Origin of the sequence: Halovenus aranensis (genome assembly GCF_900100385.1) — an archaeon.
GTDB lineage: Archaea > Halobacteriota > Halobacteria > Halobacteriales > Haloarculaceae > Halovenus > Halovenus aranensis.
On record NZ_FNFC01000044.1, the window covers coordinates 1 to 3,229 of the forward strand.

The 3,229-nt window shown below is 53.4% G+C and carries 3 protein-coding genes; all 3 read right to left on the bottom strand.

What is annotated here, in order from left to right:
* Positions 1 to 176: 176 nt before the first annotated feature.
* Positions 177 to 707, bottom strand: coding sequence for an NUDIX hydrolase (locus BLR34_RS16455; protein WP_092704967.1), 531 nt, complete (start codon positions 705 to 707; stop codon positions 177 to 179).
* Between the two features lie 124 nt (positions 708 to 831).
* On the bottom strand, positions 832 to 1,821 hold the full coding sequence (locus tag BLR34_RS16460) for an NAD-dependent epimerase/dehydratase family protein (RefSeq protein WP_092704969.1): 990 nt from the start codon (positions 1,819 to 1,821) through the stop codon (positions 832 to 834).
* Positions 1,818 to 3,107: a nucleotide sugar dehydrogenase gene (locus tag BLR34_RS16465; RefSeq protein ID WP_245683252.1), complete on the bottom strand. Its 1,290-nt coding sequence runs from the start codon at positions 3,105 to 3,107 to the stop codon at positions 1,818 to 1,820. The genes BLR34_RS16460 and BLR34_RS16465 overlap by 4 nt, the downstream gene beginning before the upstream one ends.
* Positions 3,108 to 3,229: the final 122 nt, after the last annotated feature.

Here is a 3,229-nt window from a genome sequence, read left to right on the forward strand (position 1 = left end):
CTGCTGTCCCTGCTGGCGACCTGCCGCCAGCAGGGACGCAATCCCTACGAAGAATTCAAGCGAATCGCTCGAAACAACGAGATGATTTCACGAGCTCAGGCTGTGCCCGTTGTTGCATCCTCAGGGTAAAAACATACAATATTTTATATATCGAGTGAATATCGTGGCATGTATTTTTAAATATACCCCCTTTTCGAGGCTATTAACAGCGGTGTCAGTGTCCATCCAGTCGTCGGCGCGTTCATGGCGATGTCGAATGCTTCATTGACCGGGACGTACTGCCAGTTGATGAACTCTTGGTCGTCCGGTATCGACTCTCCCTTTTTAAGCTCCTCTGCGACGACGACGGCACGCTCGTAACGTGCCGTTGCTGTGGGATAGTACGTCGTCAGATGGTTGAATTTATCGGCCGACAACCCCGTCTCCTCGCGTAGCTCTCGAGCAGCGCCCTCCTCAAATGATTCGTTTCCTTCGACGTGCCCACCCGGACATTCGAGGAAGTGCTTACGGAGTTTCGGCCGATATTGTTCGACCATTACGAGATCGTTACCGTCAATCGCGACGATGGCAAGCGCGTCCTGTGGCCTATCGACCCAGTAGTACTCGGAGGTACTGCCGTCAGGTGTCTCAACCTCGTCGTATCCGACAGAGAACCACGGGCACTCAAACTCAGTTTTCGTTGAGCGGACTGGCCAGTCGTCGCTCATGAGTGTACTGATCTAGTTTCCGCTCATTGTAGATAACTGCTCCGCATCACTCGAAAGTACGTTGATTCACGAATCGGCGCTAAATAAGAACACAGTGCAATTAGTACCCTTGACTATTGTGTGTTTAGAGTTCGTCGTAGATTTCATTCATGTTGTCGATACACCGCTCAAGCGAGTTATCGAGCTTGACTTGGGGATTCCAGCCGAAATCGCGCTTGGCTTTCTCGACGGACGGCACGCGCTTCTTAACGTCGTCGTCGTAGATTGGCACGTGATTAAACTCAAGTTCTTCACCCTCAACGAGCCCTCGTTCTTTGCCTTTCGCGAAGATTTCACGGGCAAGTTCCTTCATCGTGACCGGCTCAGGGTTTGCAAGATTATATGCCTCGTTTCGTGTCTCCTCGGCGAAAGACTTGGCTGCGATGGCGCCGGCTACCTCGTCAATCCAGGTGAAACAGCGCACTTGTTCGCCGTCTCCGAAAATCTTCATCGGGTTCTGCTTCTCTACGAGGATCTTCCGGAGGAAGTCGGCGAATACGTGACTGATGCCGGCTTCATCCTCACTTTTTTCGTAAGGCGTGATGATGTTGAACGGTCGCCAGATTGTGTAATGGATATCGTACTGTTCATCGAACGCCGTGCTTAGGCGTTCACCAACGACCTTGGAGAGACCGTAGTCGGTGGAGGGGACCGTGCTGTCCCACACGTCGTCCTCGTTGTGCGGGGGCTCGTCCTGTTCGTACACCATCGAGCTAGAGAGGTAGGCGACGCGCTCCACGTCGTTCGCTTTCGCTCCTTCGAGGATATTCCGGTGGATCGTGATGTCATTCGAGAGGATGGCGGCAGGATATTCGTGGAAACCCTTGACGCCGTAGATGAGTGCAGCAGCGTTAATGATGCCGTCGATGTCCGCCATCAGTTCCATTACACGATCGTAGTCGGTGAGGTCGGCTTTATGGAACTCGTACTCGGCGTTGTCGACAACCTTCGTGTGCTCGTAGTCGTCGTAGCGAGCGTGGTTGTCTACGCCCACGACGTCATGACCGTTTGCGACGAGGTGCTTGATCACCCATTGCATTAGGGAACCCTCACTCCCCGTGATGAGGACCCTCATTGAGTCACCTCCTTCTCAACGGCGGGCGTTTTCGAGTCGAACTCGTAGCCGAAGAAGTACCCGTTATCGGAGTGATGGCGAGCGCCGCTCCACAGCCCCCAGATGTCGCAGTACAGACAGTCTTCGTTATCAACACGACTTCGAATCGCGTCGAACTCAGCAAACTCGTCGTGGGGCGTCATGAGGAGTACCCAGTCGCTGTCTTCGATATCTTCGACGTTACTGAACTCGTCGACGTTTGGTTCGACCTTGACAACATTCCTATACCCTTTCATCTGGAGTTGTTTCTCCATCTTGAACGACACCGAGTTGCGGGTGTCGTCGGAGTTTGCTTTGAACGTCATTCCCAGAATTGTAATCTTGTTTGGATTCGGGGACTTATCGGCCATGCGGTCAATGATTTGGGCAGGCATTCCTTCGTTGATCTGGTAGGCCGTAGAGACGAGTTCGTTGAACGGGATGTTGTCAACGAGGAACCACCCGTCTTTCGTCAGACAGGGGCCACCAACGTTCGCACCGGGTGATGGGACATCGAATCGCGGGTAGTCCTCGGCAGTTTTGTCAAGGATTTTGTTCACGTTGACGTCGTGATGCGTGGCGAACGACTCGGTGATGAGGTAGAATTCATTGGCAGCGGCAAACGTGAGGTACCGCCACATATTCGTGAAGAGTTTACCGAGTTCCGCTTCGGTCGGGTTGAGACGGTGGCAGTCCGCTTCAAGGAATGCGTCGAAGACTTCCTTGGTGCGCTGGTAGCTCTTATTGTCGGGTGCACCGATGAGTTGTGGGAGGCCGACAATCTCCTCGAAGGCCTTGTGTTGGGCAATGCGTTCCGGTGCGAACGAGACGTAGATATCTTCACCAACAGTGTATCCTTTGTCTGCTAGGATTTCGCAGACGAGATTCGTTGTCCCAGGGTAGATGGTCGACCGAAAGATGAGCAGTTGGTCGTTGGTGAGATTGTCCACGACATCGTCGACCACATCGAGCAGAACGTCCATCTGGGGATTGTGGTGTTCGTCTATCGGCGTCCCGATGACGAAGAAGATAACGTCGCAGTCAGCGGTCGCGTCGATGTTCGTCGTAGTATCCAGCCGACCGTTCGCCAGCGCGTTTTCGAGCTGAGGCTTCCCACCCGGTTCGTTGAACGGAAGTTTACCGTCCTCAATGATGGCGAGTCGTTGTTCGTCTTTGTCGATGAGCGTGACGGAGAAACCTGCGTCGGCGAGTACGATACCCATAGGAAGGCCAACATGTCCACCACCACCGATGACACCGATATTCATACTCCAACTCCTTTTCGCTACATGTTATCAGTCGATCACATTGACAGCCGCGTAATCTCGTCTGATGCCGGTGAATCAGATCGAACTGGTCGTGAAGCGTCTCCGAAGCGCTGGTGAGCCTG

Bases quoted from the DNA above. Each gene is read 5' to 3' on its own strand.
- BLR34_RS16465 (WP_245683252.1), bottom strand. From the start codon at position 3,107: ATGAATATCGGTGTCATCGGTGGTGGTGGACATGTTGGCCTTCCTATG.
- BLR34_RS16455 (WP_092704967.1), bottom strand. From the start codon at position 707: ATGAGCGACGACTGGCCAGTCCGCTCAACGAAAACTGAGTTTGAGTGC.
- BLR34_RS16460 (WP_092704969.1), bottom strand. From the start codon at position 1,821: ATGAGGGTCCTCATCACGGGGAGTGAGGGTTCCCTAATGCAATGGGTG.